15 protein-coding genes and 1 tRNA gene are annotated in these 21,220 nt (G+C 49.6%); 6 read left to right on the forward strand and 10 right to left on the reverse strand.

Annotation, left to right across the window (positions count from 1 at the left end):
* Positions 1–284: 284 nt before the first annotated feature.
* The gene (locus DCW36_RS02000; RefSeq protein WP_128396934.1) at positions 285–539 is read right to left on the reverse strand and encodes a hypothetical protein; all 255 of its coding nucleotides are present in this window, start codon (positions 537–539) and stop codon (positions 285–287) included.
* Between the two features lie 60 nt (positions 540–599).
* Here DCW36_RS02000 and DCW36_RS02005 point away from each other — a divergent pair.
* Positions 600–670, forward strand: a tRNA-Cys gene (locus tag DCW36_RS02005).
* A 19-nt stretch (positions 671–689) separates the two neighbouring features.
* On the opposite strand, the gene DCW36_RS02010 is transcribed toward DCW36_RS02005, so the two are convergent.
* Positions 690–968 (reverse strand): hypothetical protein, encoded by a 279-nt coding sequence (locus tag DCW36_RS02010; protein WP_125185510.1) that lies wholly within the window; start codon positions 966–968, stop codon positions 690–692.
* 213 nt (positions 969–1,181) lie between these two features.
* Between DCW36_RS02010 and cphA the strand changes: the two genes are divergently transcribed.
* Positions 1,182–3,809, forward strand: a complete 2,628-nt coding sequence (gene cphA / locus DCW36_RS02015) for a cyanophycin synthetase (RefSeq protein WP_114784176.1) — start codon at positions 1,182–1,184, stop codon at positions 3,807–3,809.
* Between the two features lie 379 nt (positions 3,810–4,188).
* Here cphA and DCW36_RS02020 read toward each other — a convergent pair whose 3' ends face one another.
* The gene (locus DCW36_RS02020; RefSeq protein WP_114784178.1) at positions 4,189–4,617 is read right to left on the reverse strand and encodes a hypothetical protein; all 429 of its coding nucleotides are present in this window, start codon (positions 4,615–4,617) and stop codon (positions 4,189–4,191) included.
* 487 nt (positions 4,618–5,104) lie between these two features.
* Positions 5,105–6,661 carry a DUF3943 domain-containing protein gene (locus DCW36_RS02025; protein WP_114784180.1) on the reverse strand — a complete coding sequence of 519 codons (1,557 nt, stop codon included), beginning with the start codon at positions 6,659–6,661 and terminating at the stop codon, positions 5,105–5,107.
* Between the two features lie 143 nt (positions 6,662–6,804).
* Here DCW36_RS02025 and dacB point away from each other — a divergent pair, with 143 nt between their 5' ends.
* Positions 6,805–8,196 carry a D-alanyl-D-alanine carboxypeptidase/D-alanyl-D-alanine endopeptidase gene (dacB, locus tag DCW36_RS02030; protein WP_114784181.1) on the forward strand — a complete coding sequence of 464 codons (1,392 nt, stop codon included), beginning with the start codon at positions 6,805–6,807 and terminating at the stop codon, positions 8,194–8,196.
* 14 nt (positions 8,197–8,210) lie between these two features.
* Here dacB and DCW36_RS02035 read toward each other — a convergent pair whose 3' ends face one another.
* The 3 genes from DCW36_RS02035 to DCW36_RS02045 all read right to left on the reverse strand — a co-directional run bounded on the left by DCW36_RS02035 (position 8,211) and on the right by DCW36_RS02045 (position 10,562).
* Positions 8,211–9,518, reverse strand: a complete 1,308-nt coding sequence (locus DCW36_RS02035; RefSeq protein ID WP_114784183.1) for an erythromycin esterase family protein — start codon at positions 9,516–9,518, stop codon at positions 8,211–8,213.
* Positions 9,519–9,522: 4 nt separating this feature from the next.
* On the reverse strand, positions 9,523–9,975 hold the full coding sequence (locus tag DCW36_RS02040) for a YbhB/YbcL family Raf kinase inhibitor-like protein (RefSeq protein ID WP_114784185.1): 453 nt from the start codon (positions 9,973–9,975) through the stop codon (positions 9,523–9,525).
* Between the two features lie 134 nt (positions 9,976–10,109).
* Positions 10,110–10,562, reverse strand: coding sequence for a tellurite resistance TerB family protein (locus DCW36_RS02045; protein ID WP_114784187.1), 453 nt, complete (start codon positions 10,560–10,562; stop codon positions 10,110–10,112).
* A 1,133-nt stretch (positions 10,563–11,695) separates the two neighbouring features.
* On the opposite strand from DCW36_RS02045, the gene DCW36_RS22810 reads away from it, so the two are divergent.
* On the forward strand, positions 11,696–14,251 hold the full coding sequence (locus DCW36_RS22810) for an Ig-like domain-containing protein (RefSeq protein WP_240676012.1): 2,556 nt from the start codon (positions 11,696–11,698) through the stop codon (positions 14,249–14,251).
* An 814-nt stretch (positions 14,252–15,065) separates the two neighbouring features.
* Complete coding sequence (locus DCW36_RS02055) at positions 15,066–16,631, forward strand: T9SS type A sorting domain-containing protein (protein WP_114784191.1); 1,566 nt, start codon at positions 15,066–15,068, stop codon at positions 16,629–16,631.
* Positions 16,632–16,785: 154 nt separating this feature from the next.
* On the opposite strand, the gene DCW36_RS02060 is transcribed toward DCW36_RS02055, so the two are convergent.
* Together DCW36_RS02060 and DCW36_RS02065 are read right to left on the reverse strand one after the other, a co-directional pair.
* Positions 16,786–17,847: an AI-2E family transporter gene (locus DCW36_RS02060; protein ID WP_164891004.1), complete on the reverse strand. Its 1,062-nt coding sequence runs from the start codon at positions 17,845–17,847 to the stop codon at positions 16,786–16,788.
* A 198-nt stretch (positions 17,848–18,045) separates the two neighbouring features.
* The gene (locus tag DCW36_RS02065) at positions 18,046–18,777 is read right to left on the reverse strand and encodes a hypothetical protein (RefSeq protein ID WP_114784195.1); all 732 of its coding nucleotides are present in this window, start codon (positions 18,775–18,777) and stop codon (positions 18,046–18,048) included.
* A 233-nt stretch (positions 18,778–19,010) separates the two neighbouring features.
* On the opposite strand from DCW36_RS02065, the gene DCW36_RS02070 reads away from it, so the two are divergent.
* The gene (locus DCW36_RS02070; RefSeq protein ID WP_114784197.1) at positions 19,011–20,270 is read left to right on the forward strand and encodes a cation:proton antiporter; all 1,260 of its coding nucleotides are present in this window, start codon (positions 19,011–19,013) and stop codon (positions 20,268–20,270) included.
* Positions 20,271–20,365: 95 nt separating this feature from the next.
* On the opposite strand, the gene DCW36_RS02075 is transcribed toward DCW36_RS02070, so the two are convergent.
* The gene (locus tag DCW36_RS02075) at positions 20,366–21,151 is read right to left on the reverse strand and encodes a bestrophin-like domain (RefSeq protein ID WP_240676013.1); all 786 of its coding nucleotides are present in this window, start codon (positions 21,149–21,151) and stop codon (positions 20,366–20,368) included.
* Positions 21,152–21,220: the final 69 nt, after the last annotated feature.

Here is a 21,220-nt window from a genome sequence, read left to right on the forward strand (position 1 = left end):
ATAACACTGCAGCATAAAGGTTTTGACGTGTGAAAGTATAATTAGTTGTTTTAACAACAAAGTGTAAAATGTGTATTTTAAAGTGATGTATAATAATTTATTTAATATGAGATTTTTATAATTATATTCAGATGGTATTAGGTGTTATAGTGGTGTTGGTTTTTTAAAAAAGTGTAAATAGTTAATATTTTGTCTGTTGAATATAGATTTATGGTTATTATTGAGATAGTTTAAATCGGCGAAAATATATATTGAAGCATTTGAATAAATGTGTTCTTCGGAGTTCAGCGTACCCGGTTCTGCTGTTGTTGTTGCATTCTCACATATCCGCCAGGAACAGGCGCTGCATCCGGCAAGGTTGGCTGAACAGGAGCAAAGGGTTTGGTGGCAGGTACTGCAGGAGGTACAAGGCGCCCTTTTAAGAAAGTAGAATTTAACAGCCAGTGCGTCAGGAGTATAGCCGGAAACAGCAGCGGGAGCCTTGCCGGGGAACTGCGGTGGCGGTAGTTCCGGGCGCCGGAAAACGCTATTTTTTTCAAAAAAACGCCGATTATGTTTGACTAAGATGAATGTCTGTGTATATTTGCACACCAAATCAGGGTAACGTGGCCGAGTGGCTAGGCTCAGCTCTGCAAAAGCTGCTACAGCGGTTCGAATCCGCTCGTTACCTCTTCCTTAGCGCCGGCTGTTTAATACTGCCGGCGCTTTTGTTTTACAGCCTTCCGTATTACTTCTTCTTCATACAACCAGCGTACATGTGCTGCCGGTTGTGGCAACCTGTGCGGGAGCAGCGCCTGTGGTGGCTGCTGCAGCAAAGCACTTTTCATAGATCCGGGCAGAGCATTTCTGTTTCCTGCTGAGCGATACGGCTTTACAATGATATAACCCAGAATTTTTGACCACGGCCAATCTTTTGCAGCTAACATCCGTATTGCTAAACTACCTATAACATAAGCTAACTGAAACATAAGCTAACCTCATCCGAAGTTCAAATCCAGCACATGTCAATCATGATACAACCAGTGCCTAGTTTTGCAGGAAACGTGGCAGGAAAAACAAAAGGCACAGAACCCCCCGGGGTGGATGAGCAGCTGCTAGGTGCTGTATGCCCCAAAGCCCTGGCCCATTACAAAACCCTGAAACAGGAAATAAAGCAACCGCACACATATCGCCATTAACCTATGAAAATTTTAGATCTGCGTACTATGCGCGGACCGAACTACTGGTCTGTTACGCATCCCAAACTTATTGTGATTAAACTGGACCTGGAGGAATTTGCCGCTACCGACACCAGCCATTTCCCGTTCCTGGTAAAGCGCCTGCAAAAAATGTTTCCGGGCATGTACAGCCATCGCTCCCGCGAGGGCATAGAAGGCGGATTTTTCAGGTCCGTTGAAAAAGGGACCACGCTGGGGCATGTGGTGCAGCACATTGCGCTGGAACTGCAGAGTATGGCCGGCATGGAGTGCGGGTACGGGCGCTGCTACCCGGCACACGAAGCCGGAAATGTTTTCGTGGTGTTTTCTTACCAGGAAGAACGGGCCGGGGAACATGCCGCTTTTGCCGCCGTCCGGATCGCCAATGCCCTGCTGAAGAATGAAAAATACAAGCTCGCCCCTGATATTGACCGCCTGCACCAGATCCGGGAGGCAGAGTATTTCGGCCCGAGTACTTATTCCATTATTTCGGAGGCCGTGAGTCGTGGAATTCCTTATATCCGCCTGAACCGCCACTCGCTTATCCAACTCGGCTACGGCGTCAATCAGAAGCGTATTCAGGCCACCATGACCTCCGGCACCTCCTGCTTTGCCGTGGAAATTGCCGGCGACAAAAACATGACGAAAGCTTTCCTGGAAGAGGCGGGCGTGCCCGTGCCCAAAGGTACCACCGTGTACACGCAGGAGGAGCTGAAAAAAGCGCTGGACTGGCTCTCCTATCCGGTCGTGCTCAAGCCCCTCGACGGCAACCATGGCAAGGGAGCCACCATCAACGTCACCAACTTTAAAGATGCGCTGAAAGGTTTTACGGATGCGAAGCGGTTTTCGAACGGCGTTATTGTAGAGCAGTTTGTACAGGGCGCTGATTTCAGGTTGCTGGTGATAAACGGTAAATTTGTAGCTGCCGCTTTGCGTACGCCTGCCATGGTGACCGGCGATGGCACCGCTACCATCAAGCAGCTGGTGGACAAGGAGAACAAAGATCCCAGGAGGGGCGTGGGGCACGAGAAAGTGCTCACCAAAATCTCCATCGACAAACAAACCCGCCGCATCCTGAAAGGCAAAGGCTTTACGCCGCAAACCGTGCTGCCGGAAGGGGAGGTGCTGTATTTAAAAAGTACGGCCAACATCAGTACAGGCGGTACCGCTACAGACGTAACCGACCTGGTAGATCCGTATAATGTGCTGATGGCCGAACGCATTGCCGGGCTGATCGGCCTCGATATTTGCGGCATCGACGTAATGACGACGGATATTGCGATCCCGCTGGACCAGACCAACGGGGCTGTACTGGAAGTAAATGCTGCGCCCGGTTTCCGGATGCACATTTCCCCAACCTACGGGCTGCCGCGTAACGTAGCAGAGCCTGTTATCGATATGCTGTTCCCGCACGGGAAGCCGTCGCGTATTCCGATTATTGCCGTAACCGGCACCAACGGGAAAACCACCACCACCCGCCTGGTGGCGCACATGGTCAAAAACAACGGCTACCAGGTAGGCTACACCACCACCGACGGCATTTACGTGCAGGATAAAATGCTCGAAAAAGGCGATACCACCGGCGCCTACAGTGCTGAGTTTGTGCTGAAAGATCCTACCGTAAACTTCGCGGTGCTGGAATGTGCGCGGGGCGGTTTGCTGCGCTCCGGGCTGGGTTTTCAGCATTGCGACATCGGTATTGTAACCAACGTAAGCTCCGACCACCTAGGCCTGCGCGACATCCATACCCTGGAAGAACTGGCGAAAGTAAAAGCGGTTATTCCGAAAAGTGTGTGCAAAGACGGCTACGCGGTTTTAAACGCCGACGATGACCTGGTGTATGGCATGGCCAGCGACCTGCAATGTAAAGTGGCCTTCTTCAGTATGGACGAGCACAACCCGCGCATCCTGAAGCACATTGCCAAAGGCGGACTTGCCGCAGTGTTTGAGAACGGCTTTATCTCCATCTTTAAAAACAGCTACAAAATTCGCGTGGACCGGGTGGCGGATGTGCCGCTCACCTTCGGCGGGAAAGCGAAGTTTAACATCGAGAACATCCTGGCGGCTACGCTGGCCGGCTACATTTCACGCTTCGATATCGAGGACATTAAAACTGCTTTGCGCACCTTTATTCCTTCGCCGGCCAAAACTCCAGGGCGCATGAACCTGTTCAAGTTCCCGGACTTCGAGGTGCTGGTGGATTATGCCCATAATGTGGGCGGCATGAAAGCGGTCGGTGCGTTTATGAATGACCTGGATGCAACCGTGAAGGTGGGTATAGTGGCAGGCGTAGGCGACCGCAGAGCAGAAGATATTTACGAACTGGGCAAAGCGGCAGGGCAGATCTTCGACGAAATCATCATTCGCCTGGATTCCGACCTGCGCGGGAAGACCGCCGACGAGATTATGGCGCCCCTGCTGCAGGGCATCGAAGACGTAGCGCCGGATAAAAACGTGCAGGTGATTCCGGAGGAGATGCGGGCAATTGCCTATGCCCTGGAACACGCAGTGGAAGGTTCCATCATTGCCATTTTTACCGAGGATGTGTCGGAGTCGGTGAAGATGGTGGAGAACTTTAAAGTGCTGGAAGACCGGAAAATGTTTGCAGAATAACGGTTTCCGGGAAGTGATTTTCAGAATTGCCCTGGTTTAGCAGGAGCAGCGACTGTGGTGGCAGCTGCAGCAGAATTGTCTGAACCACAGATTTACCGGATTAAAGGATGACACTGAGGATTTAGTACCCAACAAAAAATTACCTTGCATGCTATAAACTGTAGCAGCTGGCCTGAGTGAAGTTCGCTCACAAGATCCCCTACGGGGATGCCAAAGGAGGAATAGTTTTGTGGAACTGAGTAAATTCTCGCTGATATTAGTAATGAAAAATCTGTGTTATCCTTTAATTCCGTAAATCTGTGGTTCAGATTTTCCGTGCGCAGTCAGGGGACAGCACCTGGATGTAAAAGAGATGCGAACAAATAAATCAATAGGAATATTAACGGTTCTTTCTGCCCTTCTTTTGCTTCTTCTGCTTTGCTCTTTCGCTTTTCAGTTGCTGGAATTCTTCGTTCGACACCGTAACCACATAAGTGCCAAAGGTTAAAATGGTTAAGCCGGAATCAAAGTCGTGCTCCAGCGTCACGTGCAGCTGTTTGTCCGGGTTGAGCACATAGGCATCGTCGGTTTTGTCATACACCTTAAACTCATATTCTCCTTCCTCCAGGGGCTGAGTCGTGTTGCGGGCCAGGCAGTCGCCGGTAATAACAAGCGGCGTTTCCAGCTCGTCGATAAACTCGAAGGGCTGAAAATATTTGCCGTCTTTCTTATGCGTGATGTATTCTATTTTGTCGATTTCAAGTTGAATGTCCTGGTTTTTGTCTTCTCTTTTAGTCTTGATGTCGAGAAGGTTTCCTGTTAATCTCATATGCCTGGTTTGCCTGTTACGTCTTCTGTTAATTCCCTTTCAGCTGCCCCGGTGCTGCGTTTTTTCTTTGAACTATTCTGCTGCACCTGCCACCACAGCCACTGCTGTAGCTTGTTTTGCCTTTGCAACTTAAAGGAAAGAAAGCAGAAACAGCCTATCTTCTGAAAGAAAAAAGCTGTTTCTTAATTTGGACAAGATAGCTGATGTTACACATAAATTACGATTGCTGGAAAGGTGCTGTAGCAAAGGTTATTTTTGCTAGTGCGAGCTTGTAGCTCGTACTTATACCAACAAGTCTTTATTTGCTCCCCCATAAATATTTCTCCCTCTTGTCATCCCTTTCGGGATCTTGTGGGCAAGTTGCAGAAACATCTGCTAAAAGCAGAACCGTAATGGAAGATCCTTTTTACTATATGGTATCACATGTAAAGGTACGAGCTACAAGCTCGCACCAGCGCACCCGTATCTGAAAACAAAACCAAACCGGCTAATTATAGCGCCCACGCCGCTGCGGGTCCTCCAGGAAGAGCTGCAGGAATATTTTCTGTTCTGTAATAATCGAGTGCTGGTCAGGATAATCCTGTAACCTGCGGTTGGTGGAGTAGCCAAAATGTTCGTAGCCCAGGCTCAGGTTTTTGAGCAGCCGCACCGTAACGCGTGGGCGCAGTATGCCAATGGAATTGTTGCCTTCCAGGCCTTCGAAAGTGTCGAGCCAGAAGTGGTAGTACACGAAGGCGGCGGAGGCATACTTTCCTAAGCTGAGGGTGCTTTCTATTTTCGCCTGGAGGCCGTGGGCGAACACGTAATCCCGCAAGCCTACCGAATCGGGGGCGGAACGGTTGCTGTTGCCCGCCAGCGGCACGACACCCAGGCTGGCATTATTGTAGAAGTAGATCTGCCTGCTTAGCGGTAGTTTCGTGAACAGGCCACCGCCAAAGCCAAGGGCGCCTAAGTTAAAATTGCGGGTATCCCAGAAGTCGTAATACTGGAAGGCCCCCGTCAGCAGCGACAGCCTGCCGAGCTCTAGGTTGCGGCCAAAGAGGATGCCGTAGCCCGTGATGTTGTTGATGGTACCGCCCACGGTGTCTGCCGAGCCAAAACTGAATTCGGAACGAAGCCTGAAAAAGTCGAACGGTTTGCGCTTGCGGGGCTCAAAGGGATTGCCGTAATCGAGCTGGATGTTCAGCATGGTGTTGTTTCCGCCTGCGCCAAATATCTCGTTCTGCTGCTCGTTCAGCCGGTGTATGCCTGCAAATAACGTAACGTTGAGGGGCGACTGCTCATACACTTCCTTGTTGGTAACCTGGAAGGTTTTGCCCTGCAGCAGCCGGTTGAGGCCCCGCACCGGGTTTATCACCCCGGCCGCTATTTCCCTGATCGCCCGTTCGCCGCCCTGGGTGCGGTCGTCGAGGATGTTGGAGCTGATGCGGTAGAGGATTTCGCCGAGGGCTGCGCCGTTCAGGGGCGTATAAATCATGTCGTTGTAAGAAGGGAGGGTGGTTTCGCCGAAGTATTCCCATAGCAGGCTGCCGCCCACGGCAAAGGGCAGCGACTGCCAGTACGTATACCCCTGCGAGCGGGCAGCATTAAAGTAGAGCGTGCCCTGGTAGGGGTGGCCGATAAAGTTGATCCTGAACTTGTCGGTATCCCATTCAGGCTCGGATGTTAAATTCGTTTTCCAGGTGCTCGGGCTTACGTAGGCATAGTCTTCTTTGGTAACGTAGCGGTTAAACCCCATGAACAGGGCATTGACGCCTACTACCTGTACGGCGGGTTTCCAGATTGGCTGGCGCTTGTTGTAGAGCGGGTCGTCGTTGAGCAGGTCGCCGTATTTGTTGTACAGCGAGCGGTCCAGCAGGCTGGTATCGGTGGGGGCATGGCCCGGCTGGTCGGAAAACAAGACTTTCTTCCGCTCCTTTATTTCTTTCAGTTGCTGCTTGCGGTTGCCATTGGCAGGGTTGATGGTGTCGGGTGCCGGAACTACCTGCGCCCGGAGGTGCACCACCGACCATAAGATCAGAACTGCAGTAAAGATGTGTTTCATGCTTCGCTTATACGGTTAACGGAAATTTGAAGCTGATTTTTAGCCCTGGAAACAGTTTTCACGCCTGTCGGCATGTAAAGGATTCCTGGTACAGATGAAACAAGTTGAACAATAGTCTGCCTGAATTTCCCGAACTTTGATGCATGTTGACTTCTTTGACCCGTGTTTTTTTCCTGCTCCTGTGCATGCTGGCGCCTGTGTTGGTGCCCGCACAAACGGTGCCCCAGCAATTGGCTGCTGCCTTTAAAGCTTTCCAGAACGATGCGCAGCTTCGCCATGCCGTTTCAGCTTTGTATGTAGCAGACGCCAGATCAGGAAAGGTGCTTTTTGACCATAACGGAAAGGTGGGTCTTGTGCCGGCTTCGACTCTGAAAGTAATAACGGCCGCCAGTGCGCTGGAGCTTCTGGGAAAAGACTTCCGGTACAAAACAACCTTTGCCTGGCAGAAAAAAGGGGAGGAGGCAACGCTGCTGATCCGTCCTTCCGGCGACCCTACGTTCGGAAGCTGGCGCTGGCCTGCTACCAGGGAGGAGGTGGTGCTGAAGGGGCTGGCGCAGGCCATAAGTAAGTTGCCTGTCAACACTTTTGACAACATCCTGGTCGACAACAAGGGGTGGAGCAGCGGAACCATACCGGCCGGCTGGCTCTGGCAGGACATCGGGAATTATTACGGGGCGGGCGCAGCCAGATTCAACTGGCGGGAAAACCAGTACGATGTCATCCTGAGATCCGGAAAACGCATCGGCGACCCGGTGTCAATTGTGAAGACGGTTCCTGAAATGGCTGGCTATAACCTGACTTCTGAAGTGACTTCGGCTGCTGCAGGCTCCGGCGACAGTGCCTATATTTATTTCCCGCTGCACGGAACAACCGGCACCATCCGGGGCACCATTCCGTTAAACCGGAATGCTTTTGAAATTTCGGGAGCCATGCCCGATCCTGCGGCCCAGTTTGCCGGCACGCTGCAGAAAGCAGGTGCAGGTATCCGAAGTTCAGGTAAGGCTGTGGTGACAGCAGCAGTAAACCTTTCCGAAGCTGGTTTTACCCCTTTTCACACCGTCACGTCCCCGCCCCTGGACAGCATTGTGTACTGGCTTAACCGGAAAAGCGTGAACCTGTATGCCGAAGCGTTGGTCAAAACAATGGCCGTTAAATATGCAGGCGTTGGCGCAACAAAAGAAGGAACAGGCATTATCCGGAATTTCTGGAAACAGCAGGGTATCCCGGAGGAGGAGCTGAACCTGGTGGACGGATCGGGCTTGTCGCCGGTGAACCGCGTAACGGCGCACGCGCTGGTGCGGGCGTTACAACACAGCCGGAAACAGCCCTGGTTCAACAGTTTCTACGATTCGCTGCCGCTCTACAACGGCATGAAAATGAAAAGCGGCACCATGCAGGGCGTGAAAGGCTACTGTGGCTACTACCGCGACAAAGCAGGAAATGACTATGTGTTTGCGTTCCTGGTAAACAACTACTCCGGCTCATCGGCCTCCCTTACCCGGAAAATGTACCAGGTGCTGGATGCGCTGAAGTAGGAGCGGGAACGAACCTATATCCCAAACGGAAATGTTTCCGGGGTCAGGTGGCTGTCGGGGTGCAGGCGCAGCGGGTGTAAGGCCTGGGTTTTATCGAGGTAGAGGAAAGCATCGTAGCGGGAGGTTAATTTGGTGGGGACGTAGTTGCCTCGTTCGCTTTCCGGGTTATAGACTACCCCGATGGCACGGTGACCTAACCAGCTGCCGAAAACATCCTGTAAGGTAGGCTTGTTATCGAAAATCAGCAGTTTGTTTTCGGGCGAAGCGGCATGCAGGATTTCCTCCACGCTGTGTTCTTTGGCTGCCGGAACTTCCATTTTTTTCATGGGCGCGCCCCAACTTCTGCCCGCTATCACGGAGCCTTGGTAAGAGCCAAAGCCCACCAGCACTACTTCTTCCGGCTTATGCTGTTCCCGTACCAGCTGGCCCACGTTCAGGAGACCCCGGTCGGGCATGCTGGTGGCGCGGGCGTCGCCGATGTGGGTGTTGTGTTCCCATACGATCACTTTGGCATCCGGACCATGGTATTGCATCAGCGCGTTCAGCGTTTCTACCATGTGCAGGTCCCGCACGTTCCAGGAGTTACCGTGGAAGGAGGCCATGGTTCGGTAGTATTTTTCGGCGTTGGCGGTAACCAGTGCATTCATTTCGGCATTCAGGCCCGCTTCCGGGTCGGAGTCGTAGCGTGGCGCCTTCAGCCGTACTTCCTGCAGCAGTTTCAGTACCTCTTCCTTGCAACTCGGGGCCATGGCGCTGATGGCAGAAGCATAGGATTCCTCCTCGCCGTAGGGCTCGAAACAGTCTACCGCTTTCCGGGCATAGGCCGCTGTTGCCGGATCTTCTTTTTCCAGGTAATCCACAATAATCTCGATCGATTCCCAGAGACTGTAGACATCGAGCCCGTAGAAACCAACTTTCCTGTTGGGAGCGAGGTTGCTGTTGTGTTGCTGCAGCCATTGGGCGAGGGCGGCAATTTCCCAGTTAGCCCACATCCAGGTCGGCCATCGGTCGAACTGGTGCAGTACGTCTTTTATGGTGCCGCCTGCTCCGGGATATTCCTTTACCCAACGGTTGATCTCGAAACAATCGGGCCAGTCGCCTTCCACGGCAATAAAGGAGAAGCCTTTTTCCCGGATAAGCCGTTTGGAGATTTCGGCCCGCCAGGTGTAGTATTCGTGCGTGCCGTGCGTGGCCTCGCCCAAAAGCACATACCGGGCATCGCCAATACGTTCCATCAGCGGGTCCAGGTCGTTGCGGGTTTGCAGCCGGTAACTTTCTTTTGCAACAGCAGCTGTATCAACAGGCGTAAATTCTTTTAGCATCGGTTTAAGGTCGTTTATAGAGTCCCATCAATTCGCCATAGGCAATGGCTTTTCCTTTCAGCACCATCTCCAGCGCTTCTTCCGTACCGCTGGCCGGAAGGCCCACCAGGTTATCCAGCGCAAAAACTTTAATAAAGTAACGATGTGTTTCACCACGCGGGGGGCAGGGCCCCATGTAGTTGTGCTTGCCGAAGTTGTTCATGCCTTCCACGCCTCCGGGCGAGGCGTTTTCTGCGATAGCAGCTGTCGGCGGGATATCCCAGATCACCCAGTGCGTAAAGGTGCCGGAGGGTGCATCGGGGTCGTCTACGATCAGGACCAGGCTTTTGGTATCATCGGGGATACCTTCAATTTTAAGCGGCGGGTTTACGTTTTCGCCATCGCAGGTATAGCGCACCGGAATAGGAGCATTATGCGCAAAAGCAGTACTGGTTACCTTTAAAGTTTTATCAGCCATAACAGTAATACCATTTTCTTTGAAAACGGATATAGCGGCAGAATGTTAACCCTGCAGGCAGTTGGTTTTGAGGACGTTGCATGGGGCTCGGCCTGATTGAACCAGTGCCGGGTTGCAGGAAAGTCCGGGCCGGGTCAGCCGGCGGGGTTGTGCTTGTGCCGGTTCAGTTTGTTTTGCACAATGCTGTTGGCCTGCTCTTCTTCCAGGTCCAGGGCGGAGGTGATGTAGCCGATAAGCTCTTTTTCCTTTTCGGCTAAAATGCCATCGGCAAGCAGCAGCTCAATGGTCAGGGCAAACAGGGGGTAACAATTTTCGGCGGATATATAATCTACGCTGTCGTCGATGAGCTGTTTGCTGCCGATTTTGGCATGCGCCAGTAACACCGTCCGGTAATACTCCCTGACATCGTGGCCCTTGTACATTTTGTTACTGGCCAGGGTGTCGGCGACTTCCTCCAGTTCCTCGTCGGCCACATCTTCGTCTACAGCAATACAGGCATGCATGATGGCGATCCAGGCTTCCTGCTCGTTTCGGGGAACATAAATGAAGGGTGATGTTTTGTCCAGTCGGTTGTCGAAAAGTCCCATGGGGTTAGCGTTATGTCTTGTAATCTCCTACTACCTTTATTGAATGCGGATGGTTGCCCTAAACCTGCTTTTCTTAGCAGCAGCGGGTGTGGTGGCAGGTGCAGTGAATTAGTTGAGGGGGTATAAGGAAAATTCAAAGTTTAAACTTGATACTGCCAGCTTTTTTTAACGGAAGAATGAAATTAGTTTTTCTTGACTTATCCAAACTATGCGTTCACTGGTTAAAAATATTCGTTTACTTAAATTCTTTATCCTCTAAGTACATTTTAATCATATAGACGAAACTTAATATAGCTGATTCGTTAGATATTAAAAATCATAAAAAAAGAATTTTACCTGAAATGAGCAGGACCAGCCTAATGAACAGATGGCAGTAACCTGATTTAGCTTCCGCTTCGCAGGCTTTTTTTCATACTTTTTCAGCAGTTTAAGTTGATTACCGCTACAGAATGCTTTTAACCGGTAAAAAGCAGGAAGTACAGCTTTTGTCTGAATAGGTGAAGTTTGACCATGTTATGATTTTAATGTGAAAATTCTAATAAAAATTTAACCTATTTTGTTTTGAGTTTATTGAAAAAATTGTAAAAGGTTAACCGCTCTTCAGTAACGCGCAACCTCTGTGTGCACATATAACAGGAGGTAAACGTGTGTTTCGGATGCTCTCTTTTTCTGAAGCCACTACTGGCTTGTACGACAAAAGTGATCCCGGATTCTTTTTCAAGGAAGCAAAGGCAGCCGCCAACGGGTTGCCCTGGCACCTTATTGCTTAAATAATTTACAGCAGCATACACTTCATAAGACTGCCGGCAAAGCCCCGGCAGCTGGCACAGGTGTGTATGGGCTGCCACCAACCGGTAATGCGCTGTCTGTAGCACGTGTGCAGCTTTGGCATTTTATACCTGACTCTTTTCTTTTCATCCATCAAAAACCAACTGCCTTATGCAAAACTTAAACATTTACACAAGCAAAATACACCGACTCCTTTTCTTACAGCTGCCCCCGATTTTAATATTCGTCCTGATGCCTGCCAGCGCAGATTGCTTTGTGCGCGCTGGCTTAAAGTATCAGCCGCGCTAAAAAGGTAATACAATCCTACATGTTAAACCATTCCAATAAACCCTTAAGAAATAATTATGAAAGAGTTACAAACCTTAAATGGAAGGAGTAACAGCTCACTTCCGCTGCACCACACCCACAGTGCTGCAATTAAACGGCTGGCCGACTTCAAAACCCTGCCATTCGCGCTTTTTATGATGTACCTTTTCCTGATGTGCCTGCTGTTGCCATCCAACGTTGCCTACGGGCAGGATATCTATTGCGCCGGCAACTGTACATCCGGCGATATCAGAATTACGAAAGTTGAGCTCGTAGATACGAAAGGAAATCCGTTGCCTACTGTCTGTGACCAGGGAGTCCCGGTGCAGGTAAAACTGAAACTGACCTTTAACGTGACCTCCCAGACCCGCTATGGTTTCCTGGTTACCGCTGATGTGATTATCAATGGCGAAAAAGTAGGAAGGGTTGCTGATTGTTCCGGCTCCACCTACCAGCAGGGTACCAGAACCTATATCATCAGCGATCCTGTAAACTGGACCTGCGGAAGTGTACTGGAACTTCGCAACGTATTTACGGCCTGGGAAAATTCGGCACCCTCCACCAAAAACCCCAGCATATGCACCCGGTTGAGCGCTAATGACGAGATAACGGACTGCGCCTCCATCAGGCCGAAATGCTACTACTATGGTTCAGAATCGAAAGATGCAATAAAGGTAATTACACCTGTACAGGGTGGTATTACATATACTTCCGGATGCGCCGGCAATACCGGCTATGAGTCGATTACACTTACAGCATCAGGCGAAGGTGGCACAGCTCCTTATTCTTACCAGTGGGAGGTACGTGAGAAAGATCAGATCGGGTTACTGGCGTCCACTACTTCCAGTTCAACCAATACTGTCTTTAAGTATACCCCCACAAGCAAAAACAAACTTGAGTTTAAGTTGACAATTACGGACAGCTCATCTCCGAAGAAAAGTCAATCCTATACACAGGATGTTGATGCGAAGACCTGCTGCACAACACCTGTCATTACATTGCAGCCGGAACCTCAGGTTAAATGTGCGGGAGAGACAGCCGTTTTTTCTGTAGCATCGGAAGGTGGCAGTCCGGAACCAGCCGTACAGTGGCAGGTATTGTTACCAAGCATTGGGGCAGACTGGAGCGATTTACCTGGAGCAAACAACGCAACGCTTACACTTAGTGCTGTGACAACGGCAATGAGCGGCAACAAGTATCGCGCTGTGCTCCGCAGTGATGTCTGCGATCCGGCTGTCAGCGAGGCGGCTACCCTGGCTGTAAATGCAATACCTGCGGCGCCAACAAATGCCGGCAATCAAACGGTATGTCAGACCACCCAGGCCCAGACGCTCACGGCCTCTGTTACTGTACCCCAGGGAACAAGTGTAGTCTGGTATACTGCTTCGAGTGGCGGAACTGTCGTGCAAAATCCGGTTCTCACGAGTGTAGGTACTGTTACCTATTATGCCGAAGCTGTAAAAGATGGCTGTAACAGTGTTACGCGTACGCCTGTTACCCTGACAATCAATGCTGCGCCGGCAGCGCCCACCAGTGGTGGTAATCAGACTTTCTGTGCCTTAAGCCCGGTGCAGAAACTAACGGCCACCGCAACTGCTCCGGCTGGTTCCAGCATTGTGTGGTATACCAGTGCTTCCGGAGCCACGGTGGTTAATGATCCTTCGCTTAGTGCAGTGGGTACAGTAACTTATTATGCAGCTTCTAAAAATAACCTGACAGATTGCTTAAGTCTTACCCGAACTGCTGTAACCCTTACAATGAATGCTACTCCGCCTGTACCGGTAGCAACTGTTACTGTGCAACCAACCTGTGCCGTAACAAGTGGTACTATTGCCGTATCGGGTGCCAATTCCAACTACACCTACACCTTGTCCGGACCAACTGCAAAGTCGCCCAACAATACAGGTGTCTTTACCGGCCTGCAACCCGGCACCTATGCTGTTACAGCTACCCTGGGGCAGTGTACTTCCGCAACAAGTACCGCTCTTACCGTAAATTCCGTGCCCGATGCGCCTGCTACACCTGTGGTTGTCATTACAGCTTATCCGGATTGCTCTTCATCCACCGGTACCCTGAAAGTACTGAAAGTAGCGAAAACTGAAACTATTAACGAAGAAGAGTACGGGGAAGACTATGAATTCAGTAACGACGGTGGCAAAAACTGGACTCCCACTCCCACCTTCAGTTTTGTTGCCGGAGAAGGTTATAGTATCAGTGTAAGAAGAGTAAACGATGTTTCCTGTGTTGCTTCTGTGTCTTGTGATGCCGAGAAAAAAGTAACGGTTATTTCTTCTGAACCAGCAGTGGAGTCGCTCCAGGGCGTTGAAAAATCAGACCAGTTAAGCACTTACCCGGTTCCTTTCTCCGACATGGCTACGCTGGAGTTTACCGCAGAACGTGAAGGAAGCTTTGTTATTAACCTGTACGACATGAAGGGAACGCTTGTGAAACAACTGAAAACCGGCACTGTTAAAGCAGGCGAGACAACCCTGCTGGAAGTAGATGGTAAAACCCTGCCTGAAGGTATGTACCTGGCCCGGATGGTAAACGGTGCTGGTGTAAAAACAGTAAAGTTGCTCAAGAAGAACAAGTAGTACTTAAGTAGCTGCAAAAAAAGATGGTAGCGGAGGAGAGCCTCTGCTACCATCTTTTTTTGCAGGCTGTTCTGTGAGAAATACTTGCCGGAAGGGTGCAGAATAATGTTTGTTAAGGCGCAGAGGTGGTTTTTTGAGGTGGTGAAAATTTAGGATATTAGTAAAAGTTCAGGAATGTTGGTGTTTTGATTATTAATATAAATATATGGATTTCCTTTACATGTAAATTATAGTTGTTGCCCCTTGATTTCAATATTTTAACAATAAATTAATACCCTCTGTTAAACCTGGTAGAGGGTTCTTCGTTATTTAATGTACTGCAAAACAGTGGATTATAGATTCGTTATTTTCCTGGACGTAACTTTTATAACTAATATCAATAGGGATTGATGTGGCTGGCAGTATTGCGGGTTTTGATTATTTGGAAGAAAAGGTTTCTTGTTTTTTCTGAAAAAAAACTTTTTTAAATATAATTTTAGCTATATAGTGTGCTTTGGTTCTGCATGTATAACAACATGTATGGTGTACTTCTGTGCAATAAATTAAATTTTTGGAAATATAGCTGTGTTTTTTAGTGTGATTCTGTGGTAAATCCTGCATTGCTTTCATGTAAACTGGTGAAAGTAGGGGATTTGTAAGCTGTTTTGTGTAGAAACTGACAAGCCATCAATAGATCGGTGAGTGTATGGTACTATTTAATAATTTATTTGAATTTTCTCCCCGTGATGAACAGAAACTGCTCTTTTTAAAGTGTTTTCTGTGCGTTTTTACCATCTCTTTTATACTTATCAAACAAACTTAATAGTTATTTTTTATGGAAATTTTTAATAATTACTCAGTCAGAAAAACGAGTGCACTAACGAAGCTACTGCAAAAACTGAACAGCATTTCTGTGTTCATGTTTGCTGGATTGTTATTTATTAGCGCTTCATCCTTTGGGCAGGGGGTTTCCTTCTCACAATGGGCAAATGAGGGTAAGCAATGGGTACCAGGTATTTTGAATCCAAATAACTCTCAATATTATGAAGGTACATCAACCCTGCAGAGATTAGTACTTGTCGGCATACCGACTAATGGCACGCAAACCCTGAAATTTAAGGTTCTGGCCAAGAAGGCAGATGTTTATGCCTATGATTACGTAACCGGCTTTGATCAGGCATTTGTTGATTACCAAACCATTGTTGGGTCAACTGACAGTTTGTACATGGGGCTCTCCAAAGCTGAGCTTGTTGCTTATATAAATGTTCCAAATCCTGCCACATCAGCGATGATATCAGGTCTATATGGTGGGGGTAACAAGGCGTTGGCCCAAGCGGCTAGTAGCCAGTATTCTGCAAATCCTCCTGGCCCGGCTTTTGGTGATGCTGCTGTAAAAGACGTAATAGATTTTTATGATGGCTCAGGTTATCCGGGAGATATGCCTAATAAACGTGCTGTTGAACTTTACGGAAGTGAAGCCATTTCGTCTGCAAGCTTATCCTTCGATGGATTTACCAAGTCAGGATCAGATACTTATGGTAATTATACGCTAACCTGGAATTCACCTTCTGATAATGTACTTATCTTAATGGCTGGACACCTATCTGTTGGTGAAATTAACACAGGACCTTATCGTTTTTTAAGTTATGGAACAAAAAAAGGTTCATCCAGTATCAGTGGTGGCCCTTATCACTTTAAACTTGAAACACTGAACGGCGCAAGTCTGGGTAACCAGGATAACCAAATACAGGCAGGAGCCATAAATCCTCCACCTATTCCATGTCCTTTACAAGTCCCAATTGTGACCATAACAGAGCCAACTATTTGCGGCGATGGTACAGGTACGCTGACTGTATGTAACCCACACGTAGGCGCCACCTATACCCTAACTCAAGACACTGGTGGAGGTACTTTTACTCCTGTTTCATATGAAAGTGGCACATTATCTTTTACAGGATTGGTTGCTGGTAAAAATTTCAATCTTAAAGTTGAAATTGGAACGATAGAAAACTGCGTAATCGAAATTAATTGTGATAGTACAAGTTCAATTGTTGCTGAGTGCACAAGTGGAGCATCTGCTAGTGGCCAGATAATAAATGGTACTTCTTCCTCCAGTTCTCTTCAAAGCATTGATAAAACAGAAAAAGTAACAGCCTATCCGGTTCCTTTTTCTGACAAGGCTACCATTGAATTTAAGGCAGAGAAGAACGGAACGTACGAGGTAAACCTTTACGATATAACCGGCAACCTGATTAAGAAACTGAACACAGGCACTGCAAAAGCAGGCGAAGTAAGTAAGGTGGAAGTGGATGGCAGAAACTTGTCTGAAGGAATGTACTTTATCCGGATAGAGAACGGGAAAGGCGTTAAGACAATTAAGCTGCTCAAGAAAAATGAATAAGTCGTAAGCGAAATTTTTCCTGATCTAAAGCAGGAGGTGCCGGGTCATCAGTTTCCGGCGCCTCCTGCTTTTCTGTTTAGGGCTGCCCGTGGTTTCGGGATCTGGAGAATAGTTGCGTACAAACACCCGAAACCTGGCAGCTTTCAGCATAAAATTACCCCTGCTTAACTGCCTCCTCCTTCCCCAGAACATAGCCATAGGGGTGCAGCCGCGGCACCCGGTCAAAGACTACTTTCAAGCTGGCAAACAGGGGTACGAACAGGATCATGCCGGCTACTCCCCAGAGCAGGTTGCCCAGCAGAATGATCATAATCGTAGCCAGTGGGTTTAACTTCACCCTGGAGCCGGTAATGTAGGGCGTCAGCAGGTTCGCTTCCAGGAGCTGGGTTAGCATAAAAAATACGAGCAGCAGGACCGGGGGCCACAGCGAGTCTTTTGTAAGAAAGGCAAAGGCAATAGGAAAAGCAATGCCCAGGAACGAGCCGAAATAAGGAATGATGCGGAGCAGGGCCGTAAGCATGGCAAACAAAATGGCGTGCTCAATCCCGATGGCCCAGAAGCCCAGCGCATAAACTACGGCCAGTATAGAAATAACCGAAAGAATGCCTTTCAGGTAGTTGTGGATGATGCGGGAAATCCGGGCTACGATAACTTTCGATTCCCGGGTACCATCAAACAGGTGGAGCCGGACCAGGAAGTTCTGAATGTGTTGCTGGTAGACCAGGAAGAAGAACGTGTAGGTGAGCACAATAAAGACAAAGAGCAGAACGAAAAGCCCCTGCAGCATAAAATCCCGCACACTTTTGAAGATCGCCTTTGCAATGTCGGGCTTTTTCTGTTTTATTATTTCTTCCTGCTCGTAATGCGACAGGTCGGTTGTTTCGTAGAGCAGCCATTGCAGCCGGTTCGTTTTCTCCTCTATTTTTTGTTCAATATTAGGCAGGTCTGCTTCCAGGGTGCTGACTTGGTAGTATACCAGTGTGCCCAACGCCACCAGTACCGCTAACAAACACAGGATAGCCACCAGCGCCGCCACCGACTTTTTCAGACGGTATTGTTGCAGTTTCTGCACCAGCGGGAAGAGCAGCATCGCGAAAAAGGTAGCAATGGTAATCGGGACCAGAAACGACTTGCCCAGGTACAGCAGGATGGTTACCAGCAATACCGAAAGCAAGCCTTTATTGAAACGGGTAAGATTGGTTAGTTTTGTGTTCATCCTTGAAGTGATGAAACGCAAAAGCCGGCCTGATGTTTTAGGCGCGCTTCCCGCTGTTTTTGCTCCGGCAGGCATGCAGGTTTCCTTGCAGTCAAAACTTCTTCGTCAAAGGGCCGCAAACCGGTGGCTTGTTTCCATTTACGGGTCTGCTGCTCCTGCCACCACAGCCTCTGCTACGCACATTCCCTTTAGGTTATTCTACCATTCATCTTCATCCTCTTCCCCGTACACGTCCTCGTCCTCCTCGTCTTCAAATTCATCTTCTGCCGCACCCAAAAGCTCCTCTACCAGGGCCTGCCGGTTTTCTTCGTAAATCAATTCGCCGCGTTGCAGGAACCTGTTGGCATCCAGCAGTACTTCGTAAATGGGCGTGTGGATGTGTTTCGGGATTTTGTACAGGCGCGGATCGTTTTTGTCGAAGGGCGTGGCGACTTTTGAACCGTAGAGATAGGGAATCAGCGTTTTGGAACAGCTGATGGCAATGCGGTGCACCTCGTGCGCTTCGAAATACGCCTGCAGCCGCTCGTTTATGTTTTCGAAAAACTCCACCGTTTCGCCCAGCCGCACCCGCGACCCTGCCCTGGATTTGCCTTTCGTTTTCAGGTATTTGAGCTGGCTTTTGCCCTGCTTCTTACGCACCATGTAGGAACGGAACACCTTATGGTCCCGGTTCACACCATTCTCGAAATAGCCCAGGGCACAGCTGCCCGACTGTATCAGCAGCACGATATAGTTTACCGGTGTTTCTTCGGCTGGTGGTGTGCCCGGAGGCGGCAGTACCAGCGGCAGCCTGAAATACACCTGCTCGTTTCCGGCTTCGTCGAGCAGCACTACCCGGTGTTTCTCATATTCATACGCCAGGCGAGCGCCGGAGTCCTGGAGGGTGTGCAGCAGTGCTGCCGCTTTTTCTGTTGCTATAAATCGGTTCATGGGCATCGGGTGCTAAAGCTGGAATAATTTTCTCAAATAAGCAAAAAGCAGCAGTCTCACAGCGTGCTGCTGCACCGCAAACAAATGCGCGAAGGCAGAAATCTGGCGCTGCAGGGCCATTAGCAGGTACAAAACGAACCAGCATTGCACCAAACTACGTACCATACACAGCTTACCGGGCTCTGGTTGCCGGGCCTGGTGTACGTTAATGTGGATCAAAAAAAAACTGTTACATGGAGCTTTTTCATATCTTCTCGGCCATTCTTGTTATCTCTGCCATCTTTGCTTACATCAACCAGAAATTTATAAAGCTGCCGGGCGCCATCGGACTGCTGCTGGCGGGGGTGCTGATCTCGGTGCTGGTGCAGGCGGCGGGAGCCTTGTCACCGGCCTTCGAGGCCATGGTAGAGCGGCAGTTGGGTACCGTCGATTTCTCTGAAATACTGCTCGACTTCATGCTGAGTTTTCTCCTTTTTGCCGGAGCGCTCCACACCGATATCGAGAAGCTGGCGCAGTCGAAGTGGCCTATTCTTATTTTTGCTACCATCGGGGTGCTTATTTCCACCTTCGTCACGGGCACGGCTTTTTATTACCTGCTGCAGCTGGCCGGTCAACCGATCGGGTATATCTATTGCCTGCTGTTTGGCGCGCTTATCTCGCCCACAGACCCGATCGCGGTGCTGGGCATCCTGAAAAAAGCCAACATCCCCAAACAGCTGGAAGTGGCCATTACCGGCGAGTCGTTGTTTAACGATGGGGTAGGCGTAGTGGTGTTTATCTCTATTTTTGAAATTGCTTCCAAAGGCTTTGGCAACGTGGAAGGTTCTTTTGTGGCAGAGTTGTTCCTGAAAGAAGTGGGCGGAGGCATTGGCCTGGGGCTGCTGTTAGGTTATATTGCTTTTTTCTTTATGCGGCGCATCGACCATTACCAGACCGAAGTCATTATTTCGCTGGCTGTGGTAATGGGAGGATACAGCATTGCGCAGCTTTTCCACCTGTCCGGTCCGTTGGCGATGGTGGCTGCCGGTCTGTTAATTGGCAACCAGGGCACCAAGCTGGCCATGAGCGAACTGACCGCCGACTACCTGACAAAGTTCTGGGAGATGGTGGATGAGATCTTTAATGCCGTGTTGTTTGTGCTCATCGGGCTGGAGCTGATGATCGTGCGATTTTACAGTCACTTCATTATTATCGGGGTAGTTGCGACTGTTATTGTTTTGCTGGTCCGTTACCTGTCGCTGGCGATACCGTCTTACACCCTGCGCCTTAATAGAACTTTTGCACCAAACACGCTGGTGATTATGACCTGGGGCGGCCTGCGCGGCGGTATTTCCATAGCGCTGGCGCTGGCGCTTACGCCCGAAATGCACCGCGACGTGGTCGTGCCTGTTACGTTTGTGGTGGTGTTGCTCTCGCTGCTGGTACAGGGGCTTACCATCGAGCCATTCATCAAACGCTTGTCTGCTAAAGTTAAAAAACAGGAGGTGCTGTAAGAAGCAAGGAAGGCAGGGCCACGGAAGCTGCTTCAGTTCCGGAACTTAGTGCAGCAAACGAGGAGCAGCGGCTGTGGTGGCAGGAGCAGAAAGCTTTATGCATCTTTAAGTTGCCACATGCTTTCCTGGTTAATCTTGATAACGCCACGTTTGGGCCTGTCGAGGTCGATGATGATGAAAACGACCAGGCAGATCAGGAAAGTCATCATCATGGCAGGAACCGACGTTCTTTTCCTGCCCAGGCCGCTGGCATAGCCCATGAGGGCACCGGCCATTATAAAAACGATAAACAGCAGAAACAGGATCACCTCGGGCACATGCAGCAGGAGCAGGGCATTCCGCTCGCCGTGGGCATCAATCATGTTATTGAGGGCGCTGATAAAGTAGCCGGTCGTAACCTGCCGCGGGTCGAGGCGGGCAGCCTTTACCGCATTCACCCAGATTTCGTGCTGCAACTGCTTTGTTTCCTTGCCCAGGCGCTCGCGCTCCGTTATCATCCCATACTCGGTATTGCTCACCTGCAGGCGCAGGTTTACGTACTTCTGCAGCAGGCTGTGCGTGATGCTATCGTAGGGAGTTGGCAGTAACTGTGTCCGGAGCAGGGTGGTGCCAATGGCATTTGCTTCGAGGATAACCGCCTGGCTTCTGTTGTTGTAGCGTTGCAGCGCCATGTTAAACGTGAAGCCCAGGATAAGGGCCAACAAACCCAGGGTACCGGCCTGTATGGTATTGGTGTGTGCTTTTACGTCTTCGTCTGTCCTGGCCTGGTAGTAGTGCCCCAGGCGGTATCCTGCCTCATTTGCTACCAGGATTAATACAAACAGAATAGCTACAATTAAAATACTGTTCTGGTTATACATGATTTCTTTTGGAGTGTCCATCTTACATCAGAAACAAAAGATGTAATAAGTCACAGCTGTTTCAGTTGCGGCTAAGTAGTATACGCATCC

It is taken from the genome of Botryobacter ruber (assembly GCF_003347595.2).
Taxonomy (GTDB): Bacteria; Bacteroidota; Bacteroidia; order Cytophagales; family Hymenobacteraceae; genus Pontibacter; species Pontibacter ruber_A.